The sequence below is a fragment of the Gelidibacter sp. genome (genome assembly GCF_053579655.1).
This window is the reverse complement of record NZ_JBMDWE010000025.1, coordinates 49,787-70,061: the sequence shown is the minus strand read 5'-3', so window position 1 is coordinate 70,061 and position 20,275 is coordinate 49,787. Positions and strand designations below refer to the sequence as shown.

The 20,275-nt window shown below is 36.7% G+C and carries 18 protein-coding genes; 6 read left to right on the top strand and 12 right to left on the bottom strand.

Annotation, left to right across the window (positions count from 1 at the left end):
• The 5 genes from ACOH2D_RS13130 to ACOH2D_RS13110 form a co-directional block, all read right to left on the bottom strand.
• On the bottom strand, nt 1-338 hold a 338-nt coding region (locus ACOH2D_RS13130), incomplete at its 3' end, for a hypothetical protein (protein WP_449535516.1).
• A 110-nt stretch (nt 339-448) separates the two neighbouring features.
• Complete coding sequence (locus tag ACOH2D_RS13125) at nt 449-1,717, bottom strand: hypothetical protein (protein ID WP_449535515.1); 1,269 nt, start codon at nt 1,715-1,717, stop codon at nt 449-451.
• Between the two features lie 35 nt (nt 1,718-1,752).
• Nucleotides 1,753-2,340, bottom strand: coding sequence for a YceI family protein (locus ACOH2D_RS13120; RefSeq protein ID WP_348037342.1), 588 nt, complete (start codon nt 2,338-2,340; stop codon nt 1,753-1,755).
• A gap of 748 nt (nt 2,341-3,088) precedes the next feature.
• The gene (locus ACOH2D_RS13115; RefSeq protein WP_348037340.1) at nt 3,089-3,382 is read right to left on the bottom strand and encodes a chaperone modulator CbpM; all 294 of its coding nucleotides are present in this window, start codon (nt 3,380-3,382) and stop codon (nt 3,089-3,091) included.
• The gene (locus ACOH2D_RS13110; RefSeq protein WP_449535514.1) at nt 3,379-4,278 is read right to left on the bottom strand and encodes a DnaJ C-terminal domain-containing protein; all 900 of its coding nucleotides are present in this window, start codon (nt 4,276-4,278) and stop codon (nt 3,379-3,381) included. Before ACOH2D_RS13110 ends, ACOH2D_RS13115 begins: the two co-directional genes overlap by 4 nt.
• 211 nt (nt 4,279-4,489) lie before the next feature.
• On the opposite strand from ACOH2D_RS13110, the gene ACOH2D_RS13105 reads away from it, so the two are divergent.
• From ACOH2D_RS13105 to ACOH2D_RS13095, 3 genes are all read left to right on the top strand, one after another.
• Entirely contained in the window at nt 4,490-5,104 is a 615-nt protein-coding gene (locus tag ACOH2D_RS13105; protein ID WP_348038864.1) for a SprT-like domain-containing protein, read from the top strand.
• Nucleotides 5,105-5,214: 110 nt separating this feature from the next.
• Complete coding sequence (locus ACOH2D_RS13100; protein WP_449535513.1) at nt 5,215-6,297, top strand: mannose-1-phosphate guanylyltransferase; 1,083 nt, start codon at nt 5,215-5,217, stop codon at nt 6,295-6,297.
• Nucleotides 6,298-6,366: 69 nt separating this feature from the next.
• Nucleotides 6,367-7,839 (top strand): DUF389 domain-containing protein, encoded by a 1,473-nt coding sequence (locus ACOH2D_RS13095; protein WP_348038860.1) that lies wholly within the window; start codon nt 6,367-6,369, stop codon nt 7,837-7,839.
• 265 nt (nt 7,840-8,104) lie between these two features.
• Here the strand turns inward: ACOH2D_RS13095 and ACOH2D_RS13090 are convergent, their stop codons facing one another.
• On the bottom strand, nt 8,105-8,872 hold the full coding sequence (locus tag ACOH2D_RS13090) for an ABC transporter ATP-binding protein (protein WP_348038858.1): 768 nt from the start codon (nt 8,870-8,872) through the stop codon (nt 8,105-8,107).
• Nucleotides 8,872-9,609: an MlaE family ABC transporter permease gene (locus ACOH2D_RS13085; RefSeq protein ID WP_348038856.1), complete on the bottom strand. Its 738-nt coding sequence runs from the start codon at nt 9,607-9,609 to the stop codon at nt 8,872-8,874. Before ACOH2D_RS13085 ends, ACOH2D_RS13090 begins: the two co-directional genes overlap by 1 nt.
• A 114-nt stretch (nt 9,610-9,723) precedes the next feature.
• Here ACOH2D_RS13085 and pafA point away from each other — a divergent pair, with 114 nt between their 5' ends.
• Together pafA and ACOH2D_RS13075 are read left to right on the top strand one after the other, a co-directional pair.
• Nucleotides 9,724-11,391, top strand: a complete 1,668-nt coding sequence (gene pafA / locus ACOH2D_RS13080) for an alkaline phosphatase PafA (RefSeq protein WP_449535512.1) — start codon at nt 9,724-9,726, stop codon at nt 11,389-11,391.
• A 4-nt stretch (nt 11,392-11,395) separates the two neighbouring features.
• Entirely contained in the window at nt 11,396-12,199 is an 804-nt protein-coding gene (locus ACOH2D_RS13075; RefSeq protein WP_449535511.1) for a DNA/RNA non-specific endonuclease, read from the top strand.
• 911 nt (nt 12,200-13,110) lie between these two features.
• Here ACOH2D_RS13075 and ACOH2D_RS13070 read toward each other — a convergent pair.
• The 5 genes from ACOH2D_RS13070 to gcvP form a co-directional block, all read right to left on the bottom strand.
• Nucleotides 13,111-13,428, bottom strand: a complete 318-nt coding sequence (locus ACOH2D_RS13070; protein ID WP_449535510.1) for a type II toxin-antitoxin system RelE/ParE family toxin — start codon at nt 13,426-13,428, stop codon at nt 13,111-13,113.
• Nucleotides 13,428-13,661 (bottom strand): hypothetical protein, encoded by a 234-nt coding sequence (locus ACOH2D_RS13065; RefSeq protein WP_449535509.1) that lies wholly within the window; start codon nt 13,659-13,661, stop codon nt 13,428-13,430. Before ACOH2D_RS13065 ends, ACOH2D_RS13070 begins: the two co-directional genes overlap by 1 nt.
• Nucleotides 13,662-13,815: 154 nt before the next feature.
• Nucleotides 13,816-15,015, bottom strand: coding sequence for a glycosyltransferase family 4 protein (locus ACOH2D_RS13060; RefSeq protein ID WP_449535508.1), 1,200 nt, complete (start codon nt 15,013-15,015; stop codon nt 13,816-13,818).
• Between the two features lies 1 nt (nt 15,016).
• Entirely contained in the window at nt 15,017-16,075 is a 1,059-nt protein-coding gene (locus tag ACOH2D_RS13055; RefSeq protein ID WP_348038306.1) for a 3-oxoacyl-ACP synthase III family protein, read from the bottom strand.
• A 186-nt stretch (nt 16,076-16,261) separates the two neighbouring features.
• Nucleotides 16,262-19,111 (bottom strand): aminomethyl-transferring glycine dehydrogenase, encoded by a 2,850-nt coding sequence (gcvP, locus tag ACOH2D_RS13050; protein ID WP_449535507.1) that lies wholly within the window; start codon nt 19,109-19,111, stop codon nt 16,262-16,264.
• 209 nt (nt 19,112-19,320) lie between these two features.
• Here gcvP and ACOH2D_RS13045 point away from each other — a divergent pair, with 209 nt between their 5' ends.
• The gene (locus ACOH2D_RS13045) at nt 19,321-20,151 is read left to right on the top strand and encodes a UbiA prenyltransferase family protein (RefSeq protein WP_449535506.1); all 831 of its coding nucleotides are present in this window, start codon (nt 19,321-19,323) and stop codon (nt 20,149-20,151) included.
• The last annotated feature ends 124 nt before the right edge of the window (nt 20,152-20,275 follow it).

Genomic DNA, 20,275 nt, shown 5'->3' with positions numbered 1-20,275 from the left:
TTTAATCTTAATATAATTTCAGGGTAAATATCTGATTGTAATAAGCCGTGAAAATCTCTGTTGATACCTTTTCCGCCACAATCAAAGCCGCTGTTTTCTAAAACCAACATGGAGTTTTCAAATCGGATCACATCATTATCCTTTTCATAATGAATACGGATGGCACTACCAAGATTTTTAATGTTGTATCGACATTTAAAATCGCTAACATTACTAGTGCCAGTGATATTCAATTCACTTTTGTTAGTGATCCAGATGGATTTGCTGCTCTTCACTAGATTGGTCTTAGCAAAAGAAACCAAAACGAGATATAGTAGAACTAAAAGTATTCTTTTCATGGTTCTGTTGATTATACAGTTACAAGATATTTAAAAAATAACAAACCTCATTGTATTTAGTGGACTACTAAATAAATGAGGTTTGTAAAAATAAACACTAACTCAGTCTTTTAGAAACTAATTACAGCCTCAGCCATTAGTCCATTAAATTTACCTCCATCAAAGATGCTTGTAGTAGCGTAGCCATCGTATTTTTGACTTACATATTCAGCCTTAAGGAGAATGTTTCTTGTCATAAACCATCCAGCAGATAATTGAACCCTTGAAATATCGATATCACTTCCACTAATATCTTCAGCATCAACTTTATTGTAACGCCCACCTACGTAAAAGTTTTCAGTGTTGCCAAATCTGTAGATTAACTCTCCAGCATATTGTTTTGCTGTTCTTTTTTCAAGTTCAGCCTTTCCTTTACCTGTAGAAGACTCCAATGTTCCAAAGAACTCTAATCCTTTATATTTGACGAATGGGTTGAACATGATAGCAGTAATCTGATTACCTAATTTTGGGTCATAACGTCCTGATCTAAAGTTGCCTGCTGTTGTTGCAGTACTGTTTTCAAGAACTAAGTAATATCTAGAACCTGCTCTATCAGCACTGTAAAGGTATGAAGTTGCAACTCTACCAGTGTTGTAGATAGAACCTGTCAATCTTACACGTAAATCGTCATTAAGTTGTTTGTCATAACCTAGTTTTGCTAAAAATGAAGCACCTCCTGTATCAGGTTTGTCAACTGATTGGTTTAATTTACCGTTTGTGAAACCTACCATTCCTAAGAATCCATCTCTTTGGTAGTACACTTCAGCACCTACTTCTGTAGTAAAAGCGTCCATGATTAAGTTGCCTACAAATGGATTGTAAATTGCTTGAGCGTTGTCACTTCTTCTGAAATGTGCATCACCATAGTTGTTTTCCATATGACCAATTTTGATGGTAGCATATTTCATGACATCTTCCATAAAACCTTCTTTGATAAAATCAAGTTTATCTATTTGAAAGTAACCTCCTTTTACATAAGGTTCTGGGTGGTGACGTGATGAAAGATAAGTGCGTAAATGCATTCTAACACCATCATATAAGAAGACATCTAAGTCAAGATTGGCAGTAGCCAAGTTAAAGTTAGAACCAATTTTCATAAGCTCAACAGCTCCTGAATTTTCATGGTTTAGAGCTTGAAATTGAATGGTGGATGAACCTCCAATTCTTACTTTTACATTTTCAAAGGTAGAGACTGAATCTTTTGGAGCTTCAAAAACGTTGATTCCGCCCTTGTCTGGTTCTCTGTAGTTGTCAAGACTTCTGTTGTTTTTTTGAGCGGTCATACTAACTCCCATCAGAAGTAGTAGTGCTATTGCAGTGTTTTTAAATAATGATTTCATTGTTTAAGTTTTATTAAATTACTGATTGTTGTTAATTATTTATTTAGGACTGTATTAAATTTTATAGTTATTTCATCTCCTGTGGTAACGGTGCCTAAAAGTGCTTTTGGCGGATCGATGCCGAATTCGGTCATTTTAAATGGTTTTTCACCCTTTAAGGTCACTTTGTTGGATTCTACTTGAAGATCAAGGTTGATGTTCTGTTTTTTGATAACTCCAGCGATAGTTAAGTTTCCAACGATTTCAACTTTATAGTTGTTGTTGCCTGTAGCTTTTACACTTTTCACTTCGGTTAATTGGAAGGTTATGGATTTGTGTTGACCAGTTTTTAAGGCTTTATAAGTGTTTTTGTCCATAGCTCCTTTACCACTTTTTAGGCTTTCTGAAGTCACGTCAAAAGTTAATTTTTGAATTTTCAAGTCGCCTGCAAGATCCAAGACGATTTGTCCTTTTTGTTGTTCGGCAACAATATCCCAATCGTGCAAACTGGAGGTTCCAGAAACGCTAAGTTTTGACGCTTGGTTATTCAGATTGAAAGTTTGTGAATAGACAAATGAAGTCGAGAAGGTGAGCAAAAATAATAAACTCAATAAAGGTTTGAAGATATTTTTAGTAGTTCTCATAATGTTATGTTTTAGTATTATTATACTGCAAAGTTGGGGAACAAATAAAGTTTAGATAATGACAAATATCATGTTTGTTAATTTTGGCTAAATATTTATATAATTTGATAAATGGATGGGATAAAAAATGTGAATTCAATATAAAGTATGTGCAATTAATCCTCGTTTCTGAGGATGTCGTATCCTGAGGGTAATAGGTTGAATAATAGACAAAAAGAAAGGTGGTTTATAAAGTTGCGGAGATTAATAATGGCAGATTAGTTTTCAGAATTTGAAAGATAAAATGAGAGTTGTGACTGAAATAGGGGCCGTAATATGCAGCTAATTTTTTTAAAATATATATTTTTATATCAGAAATGCCTTTCACATTATGGCACTTTGTGAAATTTTTGTCAATGTTTAGTGGACATAAACCAAGCTGTTTAATCCACTTCTTTAAATAGAGGAGAAATTATAAGAATTGTTTTGATATGAATAGTAGGTAAAGGAGAAGCGTTCCTGAATTCCATTTCAGGTGTAGTAGATTATCCTCGAAGATGTCAATAAGAGCTATCGTTAGAAAAAATGTACCGCTTTCTATATAGAAATAATCTCAAAGCTAGCATAATCCATAAAATGAATATTTGTGAAGACGATCTTTCATTTATCAATTTAATGAATTCAGTTTTTCAAGAATCTATCCTTAGAAATCATAAGGAATCAGCGTCACTCGCCTAAACGGACGGGCTGGTCAGCGTTCTATTTAAGGTTAACCCTCAAAAATCCGTAATCTATTTTTAGCAGCGATCAACTCATTCTGTAAATCCTGAATTTTATCCAAGAGATTCAAAACCGTGTCAATACCTTCGAAGTTAATATGCAAATCTTGATGTAATCTCACGATCGAATCAAGGTTTTTAAGGTGTTTTTGATCAATGCAGGGCGATTTTTCAATGGTGGTTATTTCAATGAGGCCATAATCGTTCAGACCTTGAAAAAATGAAGTTTCTACTTTGTAATACGTGCACAAGGTTTTTATCGGAATATAAGTTTCAGTGCTCATGATTTTAAATTTTTAAGTTCATTGAACAGTTCTTTTTCTTTGGATGAAAGATTTGTTGGCATCACAATGTCATAGGTAATATAAAGATCACCAAAATGTCCTTCCTTTCTGTACACAGGAAAACCTTTGCCTTTTAGTTTGACTTTGGTGCCGTTTTGCGTTTCGGGTTTTACTTTTAATTTGACCTTGCCATCAAAGGTGTCCACAGTCACATCGCCTCCTAAGATGGCGGTATAGAGATCCAGGTTTTCATTGGCGTATAAATTGGAACCATCTCTTTTAAATTTTGTGCTATTGCTAATGTTGAATTGAATTAACAAATCGCCATGTGGCCCTCCGTGTGTGCCTTCAGCACCCTTGCCTGGTATTTTGATCACTTGGCCATTTTCGACACCTGCGGGTATGGTCAGTCTAATGTTTTTACCATTGACGGTCAGGACTCTTTTTTGAGTTTCGTAAACATCTTTGAGATCTAATTGTAATTCGGCATTAAAGTCTTGTCCTCTAAACCCTGAAGTTCGACTACGACCGCGAGAGGCACCTCGACTTCCAAACATTGATTCAAAGAAATCTGAAAAATCGCCTTCTCCGAAACCGCCACCGCCACCACCAAAGTTGCCATAATGTTGTTGCGAGTGTTGCTGACGCTGTGCGTGTTCATACGCTTCGCCCTGCTGCCAGTCTTTACCGTACTTGTCGTATTTTTTTCGTTTTTCTGGATCACTCAGAACTTCATTGGCCTCGTTGATTTCCTTAAATTTATGCTCAGCGGTTTTATCGTTCGGATTAATATCGGGATGGTGTTTTCGTGCCAATTTTCGATAAGCTTTTTTGACCTCTGCCGTTGTAGCCGATTTGTCAATGCCCAATACTTTGTAATAATCTATAAATGCCATACGTTCTTTTATGAGATTAGAGTTTTTTAAATGTCTTAAATGGTTAATTTTTCATTCGTGAATGAAGCCGTTTAGCTAATTAGTACCTGAAATTATAACACATTATTGTAATGGTCATAAAACTCGCAGCTTTTATTTTTGGATTAGATTTTGTCATCTAAATTTACGAAATTCTTTAAACAATCTCGCCAAATCCCTTATTTTTGCCACTATGCACAATACCCTTCAAGAATATATTCCATATCAGGCAATTCCTGAAGTTATGGAGCTTTTAAAGCATGATAATTTGGTGGTGAAAATAAAAAATGAACGTAAAACACGTCATGGCGATTATCGGAGGTTACCCAACAACAAGCACCAGATTACCATAAACTCCAATTTAAATCACTACCGATTTTTGGTCACGTTGATTCATGAGATCGCGCATTTTGAGGCTTATCACATCTACGGGCGATATATTAAACCTCATGGTAAGGAGTGGAAACATACGTTTCAAAAATTAATGTTGCCTTTTTTAAATCCGAATGTGTTTCCAAATGAATTATTGCCGCTTTTGGCACGGCATTTTAAAAACCCAAAAGCCAGCAGTGATACGGATACAAAATTAGCTTTAGCCTTAAAACAGTTTGATCCTCCTAATGATAAAACCTATGTTTTTGAAGTGCCTTTAGGAAGTGAGTTCCAACTTTATAATGGGCGCATTTTTAGAAAGGGTATAAAAAGACGAACGCGGTATGAAGGTGTTGAAGTTGCGTCAGGAAAGTTGTATCTTTTCAACCCAAATGCTGAGGTGGACTTAATTCCTGCGAAGGCAGGAAATTCTTGATAGAATTCAGTTGTTAATATAGTCTGTATGCGTTGCGATATAATGCATGTCGGATGATAGAGTATTTCAAGTATAAATTTAAAGATTCCTGCTTGCACAGGAATGTTAATATGAAGAATAAAAATTATTATGCCATCTTAATGGCAGGAGGTGTCGGATCACGGTTTTGGCCGGTAAGTACACAGGATTTTCCAAAGCAGTTCCATGATATGTTGGGAACAGGGGATACCCTGATTCAAAAGACTTTCCAAAGATTGGCGCAATTGATTCCTAAAGAGAATATTTTTATTCTCACCAATGCCATCTATGAGGATTTGGTTTTTCAGCAATTGCCTGATGTGACCAAGCGCCAAGTTTTGTTGGAGCCTGCCATGCGCAATACCGCCCCATGTATTTTATATGCTTCTTTGAAAATTCAAAAGGAAAATCCTGATGCGGTCATGATTGTGGCACCAAGTGATCATTGGATTGAAGACGAAGTTATATTTACCCAAAATGTACAACAGGCTTTTGATTTTTGTGAAACCAACGATGCACTGATGACGCTTGGTATTCAGCCCACGTTTCCAAATACAGGGTTTGGATATATTGAATATGATAAGGTCTCCACAAAGGCTATTAAATCGGTAAAACAATTCCGCGAAAAACCTGATTACGAAACAGCAAAATCTTTCATCACACAGGGTAATTTCCTGTGGAATGCGGGTATTTTTATGTGGAGTGCCAAAAGTGTCATAAAAGCCTTTCAATTTCATCAACCTAAATTATTTGAACTTTTTGAAAAGGGAATCGCCATTTATAATACGGATGATGAAGATTTTTTTATAGCAGAAAACTACGAAAAATCAGAAAACATTTCCGTGGATTACGCCATTATGGAAGCTTCAGACAAGGTGTATGTGTTGCTTGCAGAATTTGATTGGAACGATTTGGGAACTTGGGGAAGTTTATATGATAAACTCGATAAGGATGCCAGCCAAAATGCTGTAGTAAATGCAAGGACTTTGACCGAAGATGCCACAGGAAATATGATCATGACAAAGGATAATAAAATTGTCGTTATTGACGGTCTCAAAGATTATATAATTGTTGACAAAGACGATGTTTTACTTATATTTCCAAAGTCCAAGGAACAAGACATTAAAGAAGTACTTCATCTTGTAAAGGAAAAGTTCGGTGAGAATTATGGATGATTTTAAATATTAAAAACATTATCGTCTTTTTTTCACACCTCACACCGCCAACCACCAATTACTGAATTAATGGAAGAAAATAAATTTAATTTTTCCGAAGAAGAAAAAACGAGTCAACAGGATAAAGTTGTTGAGGCATCTAAGGAAGCGGTAAAGAAAGATGCCCAAGGTTTGTGGGAAAGCATCAAAACATTTTTCAGTGAACTCTTGGATTTTAGGCATGACACTGATAAGGACGCCACTTTGGTGGCCATTAAGGGCGATATTTCCTTTAAAGGCGCAACCTCGTGGATTTTGATTTGCTCTATTTTTGTGGCTTCCGTTGGCTTGAATGCCAATTCAACTGCAGTAGTTATTGGTGCCATGTTGATTTCTCCGTTGATGGGCCCAATTTTAGGTGTTGGTCTCTCACTTGCCATTAATGATGTGGATACCCTAAAACGATCTCTGACCAATTTAATGATCATGATTGCTTTGAGTTTGATCACGGCGTTTTTGTTCTTTAAATTCTTCCCGCTTAGTGAAGATACGTCGGAATTGTTAGGGCGTGTCAAACCAGATATTCGTGACGTGTTGATAGCTTTTTTTGGCGGATTGGCCTTGATTATTGCCAAAACCAAAAGAGGGACGATCGCTTCGGCAATCTTTGGTGTGGCCATTGCTACGGCATTGATGCCACCATTATGTACCGCCGGCTATGGTTTGGCCAAAGGTAATTTCCCCTATTTTCTTGGTGCCATGTATTTGTTTACGATCAATACTATTTTTATAGCTTTGGCAACATTTATTGTCCTCAAAATATTAGGCTTCCCTATGCTTAAATATGTCAATTCTGCAAAGCGAAATCGAACGTCCAGAATTGCGACCATTGTCGCTATTATTGTAATGATTCCAGCAACATTTACGTTCATTGATGTATGGCGACAAAGCAAATTTGAGAATGATGCACAAGCTTTTTTGAATAAGGAACTGGAGCAATTGCCGCATCCCGATTTTATAAAAGCAAATGCGATTTTTACCTATTCTGAAAAAAAAGGAGAACCCTCGATTTTAGAGCTGAATAGTTTTGGATTAGATCAAATACCTGATAATACCATTGCGGTGCTCAAAGGTCGAATGAAAGATTACCCAGCACTTGCAAATGCCCTGTTGGTTTTTAATCAAAACCGTTCAAAAAACTTAGATAATCTGCACTATATGTCCCAATTGCGATATCGCGATTCTTTGGATCTATTATCTCAAGCGGAAAAAATCGACTTTCTTGAAAATAAGGTTAGAAAACTATCAAAATATGAAGCGCTCCAAATTCCTTTTGAAGAATTGACCAAGGAGGTGAAAATCAATTATGAGCATATTGATCAGTTGTCATATGCAACGGTCATTTCATCCAACTTTAAAAGGTTGGATACCATTTCAGAATTTACCGTAAAGTGGGATAATACCATAAAAGCAGATGCTATTGCCAAAGAGCAGAATAAGTTGGAGCGATGGTTAAAGCAAAAGTATAAGTTGGATACTTTGGTGGTGAGACGGGAAAAGTAGTTTGTTGTTTGTTGTTGAGGTGTTAAGTTGAGAAATTGAAATTGAAGTCGAACTTGAAATTGAAATGAGATATAACTTTAATTAGTAATCTTATAAAAAAAATCCTACTTTTTAAGTATAAACGAGCCTCAATAAAAACTGAAAATACAGTTTAAAGACTAAAGACTGAAGACTGAGGACTGAGGACTGAGGACTGAGGACTGAGGATTGACTTGCCCGTCCGAAGCTTTAGCGGAGGCTTGAATACTGAAGACTGCCAACTGAACTACATATCCTCCTCCAAATACATCTTTTGTACCCGTTGAAACAAATCTGAAGAATACACAAAACCTGTCACGGCTTCGTTATTTGTTTTAAATATGTTTTTATTCGAGCCTTCCCACTCTTTAAGTCCGTCTTTTAAGAAAATAATTTTCTCGCCAATTTCCATTACGGAGTTCATATCATGGGTATTGATAATGGTCGTAATATCATACTCACGTGTAATTTCTTGAATCAAATTATCAATAACCGTAGCTGTTTTTGGATCCAATCCTGAGTTAGGCTCATCGCAAAACAAATATTTAGGTTGGTTAACAATAGCTCTGGCAATGGCGACTCGTTTTTGCATCCCTCCCGAAGCTTCACTCGGCAATTTATTATGGTCATCGTCAAGATTTACCCTTTTTAAAACTTCGTTTACCCGATCGCTCATCTCGCTATTGCTTTGTTTGGTAAACATGCGCAAGGGGAATTTTACGTTTTCAGCAATGGTCATCGAGTCAAAAAGCGCACTTCCTTGAAAAACCATGCCCATTTTGGCTCTTAAATTACTTTTTTCGTCAGGAGTCAAATCTGAATAATTTGTGCCATCGTAGGTGATGGTGCCTTTATCAGGAGTATGTAAGCCCAACAATGTCTTTAAAAAAACAGTCTTTCCCGAGCCACTTTGCCCAATGATGAGGTTGGTCTTTCCCTTTTCAAACGTCGTGGAAATTCCTTTTAAGATTTCAATATCACCAAAGGATTTATGGATGTCATTAACTTCAATCATTAGCTTAGCAACATTTGGGTTAGTATATAGTTTAAAAGAATGATGGCTACACTCGTCCAGACAAATGAGGTTGTACTGGCTTTACCAACTTCCAATGCGCCACCTTTCATATAATAACCATAATAAGAAGGTATGGTAGCTAATAAAAAAGCAAAAACAAAGGTCTTAATAAAGGCGTAAACGATGTGAAATGGTATAAAGTCCATTTGAAGACCCGTAACATAATCGTCTAATGTGGCAAATCCTCCGAAAACACAAGCGGCCATACCACCAATAATTCCCAAGAACATCGCAATGGAAATCAAAAACGGGTAGAGCATAAGCGCAATAAACTTAGGAAACACCAAGTAGTTTATGGCATTGATCCCCATGACCTCCAAAGCATCGATTTGCTCAGTTACGCGCATGGTTCCAATGCTGGATGTTATGAAAGAGCCTACTTTTCCTGCCATAATAATGGAGATAAATGTGGGCGCAAACTCTAAAATAATCGATTGTCTTGTCGCAAAACCTACCAACGATTTTGGAATAATCGGACTGGTCATATTCAACGCCGTTTGGATGGTAACGACACCTCCAACAAAAAAGGAAATAAAAGCTACAATACCTAAGGAGTTAATAATCAAATCATCAATGTCCTTAAAAATTAAATGCCGCATAACCGACCATTTGGTGCGTTTGCGGAACATTTCCTTTATCATCAATAAGTATTGACCAATATTATGTAGGTAGCTCATATTAAACTTTTATAACTGCTAATTTAAATAAAACTGCGACGTATTTAATCTTTATTTCAATTTTAGATAGTTTAAAAAAGCCGTATGTTTGATTGTTGAATTTAATAAATAAAAATGAAAAAAGTAATTTCCTCCATTCTGTTTGCCTTGTTTTTTGTCTCTACATTCCAAGCTCAGCAACAGAATGCAAAAAAACAGACCAACAAAGATAACACTATTCAAACGCAACCAAAATTAATTGTAGGCATTGTTGTCGATCAAATGCGATACGATTACCTCACGCGTTTTTATGACAAATATGGCGATGGTGGGTTTAAGCGAATGATGAATGAAGGCTTCAATTGCCAGAACAATCACTTTAATTATGTCCCAACTTACACAGCGCCTGGGCACACCTCTGTTTATACGGGAACCACGCCTAAATATCACGGCATTATAGGGAATGATTGGTATGACAAAGAAATCAAAAAATCGGTGTATTGCGCTGGTGATGATAGCGTACAATCTGTAGGAACTACAGATAATGCTGGTAAAATGTCGCCACACCGTATGAAAACAACCACTTTTGCTGATGAAAACCGATTGTTTACGCAAATGCGAGGAAAAACGATTGGAATAGCACTTAAGGATAGAGGCGCAATTCTTCCAGCAGGTCATACGGCAAATGCAGCGTATTGGTTTCATGGAAAAGATGAAGGACGTTGGATTACCAGTACCTTTTATATGAACGAATTACCAAAATGGGTGCAAGATTTCAATAGCTCAAATCAGGCCAATTCTTATTTTAAAGAATGGAATACATTGTATGACATTGCAACCTATATTGAAAGCGCTGCTGACCAAAATGATTTTGAAGGCGGATTTAAAGGGAAAGAAACAGTTACTTTTCCGTATGATTTAGCGGCATTGAAAGACAAAAATGGCGGTTTTGAACTTCTTAAAGCAACACCTTATGGGAATAGCTTGACTACTGATTTTGCCTTGGCAGCAATAGATGGCGAAGCTTTAGGGAAGGATAATATTACAGATGTATTGACTGTTAGTTATTCAAGTCCGGATTATGTGGGTCATAATTTTGGTGTGAGTTCCAAAGAAGTCCAAGACACGTATTTACGACTTGATAAAGATTTGGAGCGCTTGTTTAAAGGTTTGGATGCAAAAGTTGGGAAAGGAAATTATACGGTCTTTTTAACGGCAGACCATGCCGCTGTTGAGGTGCCATCTTATTTGTCAAGTTTGAAAATTCCTGCTGGATATTTTGATGGAAAAGCATTCAGAGAGCAATTAAATGCTTTCTTGAAAGCAACCTATAAGGCTGATGATCTTATAGAGAACTTCAGTAATAACCAGATTTTTTTAAATAGAGCCAAGATTTCTGAAATGGGATTAAAGCTTCATGACGTTCAGCAAGCTATCGTCAATGAAATTATCGCTTATAAGCATATTGATAAAGCCTATACAGGAATGTCAATGACGCAAGCTTCTTTTTCAACAGGTATTGAAGAATTGGTACAAAATGGTTATAATCAAAAACGCTCTGGCGATGTCATTTATGTTTATGATCCTTCTGTACTGTCCTATAGTTTAACAGGCTCTTCTCATGGGACGTCATTTAATTATGATACGCATGTGCCACTGTTACTTTTTGGAAAAGGGATCAAACAAGGAAAGACCTTGAAAAAAACAAGTATCACTGATATTGCACCTACGATGTCAGCTATTTTGGGCATTAGTTTTCCTAATGGTGCCACAGGTCAACCTTTAGATTTTGTTTTAGAATAATCATTTGAACAAAAGAAATCTTTACAGCCTCATAGCCGTACTCCTTATAATAGGGGTTTATAGCTATGAGGCTTTTTTTAATGAAGCCACGACTTCTGAGATTATTACAGAAGGCGAACGTGTCAAACCCGACACAAGTTTATTTTTACTTCCTGCAAGTGCGACCGGTCAGGTTATTCATCATCAAGGATACTCCTTATCCTATAGTGAACCTCATGAGCAAGCCGAGTGGGTCGCTTATGAACTGAAGAAATCACATCTTTCAAAATCAAAATTCAAACGACCTTATTTTGAGGTGGATCAGGCAGTCAAAACTGGTGCGGCAAGTTGGAAGAATTATAAAAACTCGGGGTATGACAGAGGACATCTGGTTCCTGCTGGAGACAAGAACTATAGTCAACAAGCGCATGACGAAACTTTTCTGACCAGTAATATCAGTCCGCAAGATCCTGCGTTTAATGCGGGCATCTGGAACACCTTAGAACAAAAAGTGCGGTATTGGGCGCGTAAATATGATGGTGTTTATGTGGTTACCGGTGGCGTTTTAAAAGGAAATCTAGAAACTATAGGAAGCGAAAGAGTCGCAGTGCCGAAACTGTTTTACAAGATTGTCTATGATGCTGAAAACGAGAAGATGATTGCCTTTTTAATGCCGAATAAAGACTCCAATGAGCCCTTGCATAAGTTTGTGGTTTCGGTAGATTCGGTTGAAGTGCTCACAGGAATTGATTTTTTCCCTCAACTTGATGATGGACTTGAAGATAAATTGGAGGCGATGACCAATTATAAGAACTGGAATTTAAATTGAACTTGATTGGTTTCAAATTGCGATTGTTTCCAGTTAATTCTTCTTTGTTTATAAGATCACTTCTCTAATTCTCTCAATTTACTTGATAAAAAAATGTCCTAGTTATTTAAAGCGAAACATTCCCTTTCTAATATGCCCTTTATTAAGATGGGAGGTTTTGTCCATCTTTTGAAGGTGGTGTCTAAAAGTAAAGGCAGTTGAGAACTAAATCCGACAATTTCCTGTGACGATTATTGGTATTTTGGTGATTCGTGTTGTTTTAAATCTGTTTCGTTCATGTTTTTGGTTTTAGAATGACTGGTAAAGGTTATTTGTAGTTGTTGTATACAAAAATTTAAAGCACTAAAAATTAACTGAATAAGAGGAGTTTAAGTTTCTCTTGGATTTATGATAAAGTGTTCTAATTGGTTCGCTGAATCACTTTGTTTGTTTTCGCAAATGTTGTCTATCGGTTTTTATACTCAACCTTTAAGTGTATTTTAGACAAGTGTTAAATATAATTCTATGATGATGGATAAAGCAAGCTTCATGTATATCGCCCTCTTTTTGAATATATTTTTAATGTTTTATGTATTGTATGATATTTGGAACAAATCAAATTATGGAAAAAGTAAAAAATGGGTTTATACTTATTTCACAGTATTAGTTCCCATAATTGGTTTTTTATTAATTCTTTTTGATCGTAAAAGAATGAAAACTTCATTATAGAAATTTACTAGTATTAAATTTATGAAATATCGAGATTCATAGGTCTTGATATTTTTTTTGTTTTCATCTTTTCCGAATTGTTTTTTATTTATTGCAACCGTTTGGTGTATAAATAGTTGCAAGAGTTAAACACCTTAAACAGTAAAAATTTCCATGTAGACGAGAACTAGCAATTATTTTCACACAGTGTCGGCAACTGGCTTTTATTTTGTGCGTTTCAGTTTTGGCGGATTTTGACGAGTATCAAAAACGTCGGCGATTTTTATAAATCCGTTTTCTGCTTCCACAGAATAAATCAGTTTATAATTTTTGAAAACTAAATATCGATAATGGATTTTTCTTTGTTGAAGTAATTCTTCTTCTTGTCCAATATGTGGTGATTTTATCAACTTTTGGGTTTCGTTGATAATTCCTTTCAGGAGTTTTTTGGCAATTCTTGGGCTAGTTTTCTTTTCGTAATATTCGTAGATATCATCAAGTTGATTTTCAGCGAATTCAGACCAAATAATTTTGAATGACATTATTCATATTTGGCTAAAAGTTCTGAACTACTTTTAAAACGATTGTTTCGGAAATCAGATTCTGATTGGTCAATTCGTTTATTCACCTCATCTTGAGTCATAGGTTTAAAAATGCGATCTTCTGCAGCTTGCTTTTCTTTTCTCAGTATTTTTTCGAGATGAGATATGGCTTCTTCACTTTGAAGTTTTAAAAATTCCTGTACAAATTCTATTTTACGAGCTTCTAAATTCATTTTATTCAGCTTTTTATCAAAGATACAAAATAATCAATTTAATAAATATGTTTCCTTGATTTGCCAAGTTTTTTCAGCTTGTTGCCAACAGTGGAGTATCAATAATAAAATTATATTTTCAATAATCTAAGTTTAAAATCTTAATTCTTGATACTCAATTCTTAATACTTTTTGAATCATATATCTCCAAAAACGCTCTATCCGCCTTATTTCGATAAAGTTCAAGCAATTTTATCTTCCCGTTTGCGCCTAAAGTTTGGCGCAAGGATTCGTTTTCAATCAAACGTTTTAAGGCCGTATTAAACTCCTCTTGGGTGTCGTATAATAAACCGCATGCTGAGGTTTCAATAAGTTCCTGTTGTGCTTTACATTTTGTAGCCAGTATAGGGATTTCCCCATACATATACTGAAATAATTTATTGGCTACGCCCGAATCATGTTGGGCATTGACTTCAAATGGTGCCAGGCCAATCGTAATCTTTTTAAGATAGGCGGGAAGGTATTTCACATCTGCCCAAGGAATATAGGTCAGGTGCTGCTTTAAAAGTGGATGATTAATAGAGGTGTAAAATTGATTTTTATCGGCCTTATCTATGGGGCCAATAATCAGCGTATGGAATTTATTGCCATTTTCCAGTAATTGAATAATCCATGGGAGAAGGTCAATGATGCCGCGTCGTTTGGCGACCACGCCAAAATAAAATAACGTGGGCTGTTCAGATTCAAAGTTTACCGAGAATTCATTTTTTTCAAAAGCTTGAAAGCTATCAAAATCTGGCATGTTGGGATGTACATAAATAGCGTCTGATTTCAAAAATGGAAACCGCTCCATTAAATCTTGTTTAAAAGAGTTGCTCAATACCACAAGATCATCGGCGTAATTTAAATATTCGCCTTCTTTTTTATACCATTTTTCAGGTTGTACCACATGTTTACGCCATCCTTTAATAGCCCATTGATAGGAATTAATAGCCGCTGGATAATTCTCGTGGAGATCCAAAGTTAACGGAATGTTCCGCTCCGATTTTTGAATGCCTTTTTTAGCCGCTTTGGCTAAATACAAATCATGGACATGTAAAGCGTCCAATTTGTTTTCAGTAATGAATTCAGTAATATGTTTTTGCCATAACCGTTCATAAAACCCGAAATTGGTACTCAGAAGTACAAATAAGTCTCTGAACTTTCTATGAATCGTGACCCTTTTGACCTTAAGGTCAGAATATGTTTTATAGGTTTTTTTGAAATCAAAACAGAGTACAAAAATGGTATGCCCGTCCTCTTGCAATAAACGTATTTCTTTTTGAACCCGATGATCGTGATCAAATTCGTTATCTACAACGACACCAATATTCATTTTAGTACTGATATACTATGGCATTCACATGCATTCCGCCACCTACACTTGCAAACATGATGATATCGCCTTTAGTGAGGGTTTGATTTTTTAATTGGTTATTCCTGACCAAATCAAATAAGGTTGGAATGGTGGCGACAGAGCTGTTTCCCAATTCATGAATGGTCATGGGCATGATGCCTTCAGGGATTTCTGTATTATAAAGTTTGTAGAAGCGTTTTAGAATAGCTTCATCCATTTTCTCGTTGGCTTGATGGATGAATATTTTTTTCAGATCTTTAATGTCAGCACCGCTTTTGTCCAAACAGGATTTCATCGCCAATGGAACGTTGTTCAATGCAAATTCGTAGATTTTTCTACCATCCATTTTGATGTAGCGTGTGTCTGGACACAAATCTTTGTTATTGGAATTTCCGAAGAATAAATAATAGGCTTCGTCATAAGTATAACTTCCTGTTTCATGGGCCAAAATTCCGCCTTCATCAGCCGTAGCTTCAATAACTGCGGCACCTGCACCATCACTATAGATCATAGAATCCCGATCGTGTTTATCGACGACTCTGGAGAGGGTTTCAGAACCAATGACAAGGCATTTTTTAGCGATTCCAGCTTTTATAAAGGCATTGGCTTGGATGACGCCTTCAATCCATCCTGGGCAACCAAAAAGAATGTCGTAGGCCACACATTTCGGATTCTTAATGCGTAAACTGTGCTTGACGCGGGAAGCCAAACAAGGCAACACATCCGATTGAATGGTATTGTGTTTAACGTCTCCAAAATTATGAGCCATGATGATATAATCCAATTCTTCAGGATTGATATTGGCATTGGCAATTGCTTTTTCTGCAGCAAAAAAAGCAAGGTCGGAAGAGGTTAAGTGATCAAAGGCATATCTGCGTTCGTCAATACCCGTAATGGCCTTGAATTTTTCAATAATTACAGCATTTGGATGTTTCAACTCCGAACCATCGGTATCTAAGAAATGATGTTTATTGAAATTCTCATTTTTTTCGATGCTACTTGGGATGTAGCTACCGGTTCCTGTAATCTTTATGGCCATTTTTTTTGAAATTTAATCGATTTACTAATGTAATTAATATTCGTTGTGTTTGTTGACAGTTTTGTCGTTTTTAATGATTTTTGCCAAATTATTAAAAATTTTCATGTAACAAATCAAAATCAATAAAAAAGCGCTCTTATATAATTTAAAAGAGCGCTTTTTGGGAATTTAGTTGATTAATAGAGGTTAGGCCTCCATGTATTCTTCAATAGGAGCGCAGGTACAAATAAGGTTTCTGTCGCCGTAAGCATCATCGACACGTCTTACCGATGGCCAAAATTTATTATCTCTAATATAGTCCAACGGATAGGCCGCTTCTTCTCTTGAATATGGGAAATCCCAAACATCAGAAGTTAGCATGGCCAAAGTGTGTGGCGCATTTTTAAGCACGTTATTGTTATCGTCTTTGGATGCGTTGTCAATTTCTTTTTTGATAGAAATCATAGCATCACAAAAACGATCCATTTCATCCTTGCTTTCACTTTCGGTCGGTTCAATCATCAAGGTTCCTGCTACAGGAAACGAAACGGTTGGTGCGTGGAATCCATAATCCATCAAACGTTTGGCGATATCACTTACTTCAATGCCGTTTTCTTTAAAAGGTCGGCAATCCACAATCATTTCGTGCGCTGCACGTCCGCGCTCTCCAGAATATAAAGTGTCGAAATGTCCTTGTAAACGTTCTTTAATATAATTGGCGTTTAAAATGGCTGTTTTTGTCGCCTTGGTTAATCCTTCAGCACCCAACATTTTGATGTAACCATAAGAAATCAAACAGACCAATGAAGATCCGAAAGGAGCCCCAGAAATAGCGGTAATGGCTTTTTCTCCACCCGTTTTGATGATTGGATTTCCAGGTAAAAACGGTACTAATTGTTCCGCAACGCAAATTGGTCCAACACCTGGGCCACCCCCACCATGAGGAATAGCAAATGTTTTATGTAAATTAAGATGACAAACGTCCGCTCCGATATTTCCAGGATTGGTCAAGCCAACCTGTGCATTCATATTGGCACCATCCATATAGACTTGGCCGCCATTATCATGAATAATTTGAGTGATTTCCTTAATGGCTGATTCATACACACCATGAGTGGATGGGTAAGTTACCATTAAACAAGAGAGATTGTCTTTATGCAGAATGGCTTTAGCACGTAAATCTTCCACATCAATATTACCTTCTTCTGTAGATTTTGTGACCACAACTTTCATTCCGGCCATAACTGCACTTGCAGGATTGGTACCATGTGCAGATGATGGAATTAAGCAGATATTACGATGGTGGTCATTGCGGGATTCGTGATAGGCTTTAATAACCATTAAACCGGCGAATTCTCCTTGTGCACCAGAGTTTGGTTGTAAGGAAGTGCCGGCAAAACCAGTGATTTCAGTCAATTGATCTTCTAAAGCTTTCAAAACAATGTGATACCCTTCTGCTTGTTCTATTGGGCAAAAAGGATGGATAGATCCCCAATTTGGCCAACTTAACGGTAGCATTTCTGCGGCAGCGTTAAGTTTCATTGTACAAGAACCTAAAGGAATCATGGAGTGATTTAAAGATAAATCTTTACGCTCCAACATTTTGATATAACGCATTAATTGCGTTTCAGAGTGGTGCTTGTTGAAAACCTCTAAAGTTAAAAACTCTGATTGACGTTGCAGATTTTCAGCGATGAAGTTAGCGTCTTCGATCACTGTTAAAGTAATCGTTTCTTTTTGAAGGTTTTCAGCAAAAATGGTGATGATTTCGTTGGCATCTTTCAAAGAAGTCGTTTGATTGATGGAAATCGTAACTGTATCTGCATTTGGGTAATTGAAATTCACTTCGTGACGTTCCGCTATCTTTTTAATAGCATCGGCGTTTGCCTCAATACTTAGCGTATCAAAAAACGAGGTGTTTTTTTGTTTGTAACCTAATTGCCCCAATGCTTTAGCGACACTGGCTGCGGTATTATGAACAGTGTTGGCAATAAACTGCAAGCCTTTTGGACCGTGATAAACCGCATACATCGCTGCCATAACGGCCAATAATACTTGTGCTGTACAAATATTTGAAGTGGCTTTATCACGTTTAATGTGCTGCTCACGCGTTTGTAAAGCCATACGTAACGCTCTGTTGCCATTCATATCCTTGGTTACTCCAATGATACGACCAGGTAAATCGCGTTTGTAAGCATCCTTCGTTGCAAAATAGGCTGCATGAGGTCCGCCGTAACCCATTGGGATTCCGAAGCGTTGTGTTGTTCCGACGACCACGTCAGCACCAAATTTACCAGGTGCTTCCAATTTAACCAAACTCAAAATATCAGCCGCAATCGCAACTTTGATTTGGTTGTCGTTTGCTTTTTGAATAAAGGTTTTGATATCACTTACCAATCCATCTTTTCCAGGATATTGTAAAATAGCCCCGAAAAATTCGTTTGAAAAATCAAATTCAGCTTCGTTGCCCACTACCAATTCGATGCCAATCGGCGTTGATCTGGTTTGCAATAAAGATAGGGTTTGAGGTAAAATAGCGTCAGAAACAAAAAACTTGTTGACGTCATTTTTCTTTTGGTCACGCTCACGAACCGCGAACAATAAGGCCATGGCTTCTGCAGCTGCAGTACTTTCGTCAAGTAAAGAGGCATTGGCGATTTCCATTCCTGTTAAGTCCGTAACCATGGTTTGGAAGTTCAAAAGGGCTTCCAATCTACCTTGTGCAATTTCAGCTTGGTAAGGCGTGTAAGCCGTATACCAACCTGGGTTTTCAAGAACGTTACGCTGAATGACAGCGGGAACAATGGTCGGGTGATAGCCTAAACCAATATAAGATTTAAAGATTTTGTTCTTTTTTGATAGCTCGAGAATATGGTTGATATATTCATATTCGCTCATTGGTGCATCAAGGTTCAATCCTTTTTTCAATCGGATGTCGTCAGGAACAGTTTCAGACATAAGTTGATCTAAACTGTCAGCTCCAATGGTTTTGAGCATTTCGTTTTGGTCACTTTCGTTAGGACCAATGTGGCGAAGAGCAAAAGAGTTTGTATTCATTAAAATAGTGTTGTGTTAAATCCCACCCAGTCTGCCGAAAAGCGCATAAGCGAGAAAAATAATTTATAAAAAGCCTTTTAATTCACTGGAATTGAAGTGCTTTTTTCTCCTGCGCGAAATTACGAGAAATATTGTCCATTTTAAGTTAACGAAATCTAAAGTTTTTAACCAATTGCAAGTCTTATTAACACATTGATTATTTTTGTATAATGAAGCAATTAAAGCCCATATTTGATTTTTACATCAATAGCAGTATGCACGTGGCATTATCGGTGTTTTCCATGACTTTTGTGAGCCTTTTGGAATTCAGATTGCCAACGAATTGGAGCTTGCTTTATTTTGTCTTTTTTTCCACTATTACGGGTTATAATTTTGTAAAGTTTTTTGGGATTGCCAAATTCCATCATCGCAGTTTGGCGCGATGGTTGCGTGTTATTCAAGTGTTTTCCTTATTTTGTTTTTTATTGATGATTTGGTTTGCATGGCAGTTACAGCCTGAAACCCTTATGTATATTGGCGTTTTTGGAGTGGTTACCTTTTTATATACGATTCCTCTTTTACCGAAACGTTTTTTTATTGACGAGCAAAGGAATCTCAGGGAAATAGGTGGACTAAAAGTGTATGTGATTGGATTGGTCTGGGGTGGCGTAACGGTTTTATTGCCGATATTAGACAGTAATCAATCATTTGACTGGGATGTCTGGATTACGGCCATTCAGCGTTTTGTTTTGGTAATGATGTTGATGCTTCCGTTTGAGATTCGGGATTTGCAATATGACAGTTTAAAGTTGTCGACCATCCCGCAGAAAATCGGCATAAAGAATACCAAGATCATGGGGGTTTTATTGGGCATGGTCTTTCTGTTTTTGGAATTTTTTAAAGCGGAATTAAATCAGAAGTTAATTGTGTTGACCTTCGCAGTAACCTTAATAACTCTTCTTTTTATCCTATTCGCCAATAGGAAAAGGAGTGGTTATTACAGTTCTTTTTGGGTAGAAAGTGTGCCGATACTATGGCTTATCTTACATCTGTTTTTTTAGATGTCTATTTAAACGGTCGGCGATGACTTTACGCTCGCTATAATGCAAACAGTCAAGATTTGAAGATTTTATGGCATAGGTAAGTTGTTTATTGCGTTTCACATAATTACGTGTATTGGGACAC